This is a genomic window from Haloferax sp. Atlit-6N, assembly GCF_003383195.1.
Lineage (GTDB): Archaea > Halobacteriota > Halobacteria > Halobacteriales > Haloferacaceae > Haloferax > Haloferax gibbonsii.
Genome location: NZ_QEQJ01000362.1, coordinates 1 through 448, shown reverse-complemented (window position 1 = coordinate 448; position 448 = coordinate 1). Strand labels below are relative to the sequence as shown.

Annotated in this window: 1 pseudogene; it reads left to right on the top strand. The window is 65.8% G+C overall.

The features are described 5' to 3' along the window. Positions 1-448: pseudogene (locus DEQ92_RS23665) on the top strand (hypothetical protein); the annotation flags it as partial.

Below are 448 nucleotides of genomic sequence, written 5' to 3'. Positions count from 1 at the left end.
AACCATCGGAGCGATCGAAGATCCCGCCGCGACTGTGGTTGCATCGATCGACGGCGACAGAGCCGCAGCACTCCTCGAGTCGATCGCGGATCACGAACTACCGCCGGCGCTCGGCGACCTCGTGTCGGAGTATCAGTCCTTCGAGGCGGCCCGGCCCGCGTTCATCTGGAAGTGGGTCCACCACCTCGCACCGGCGAACACGATGCCCTTCGTCGACGAGATCCACCACGAGCGCGTCGCCACGAACAAGACGATGCTCGTGTTGTTCGTCACCATCCTGGACGACCTCCTGGAGCAGTACCGCGACTACGAGACGTTCGACGCGATCGCCAGTCTGGCTCGGGCGGGGGATCGCCTCGACGGCGAGGACGTAGTCGCTGTCGGAGCCCGCTCGGACGCAGTCGACGACGGGTACGTCGCGTTCGCAGCACGCGTGTGGGAGACGCTC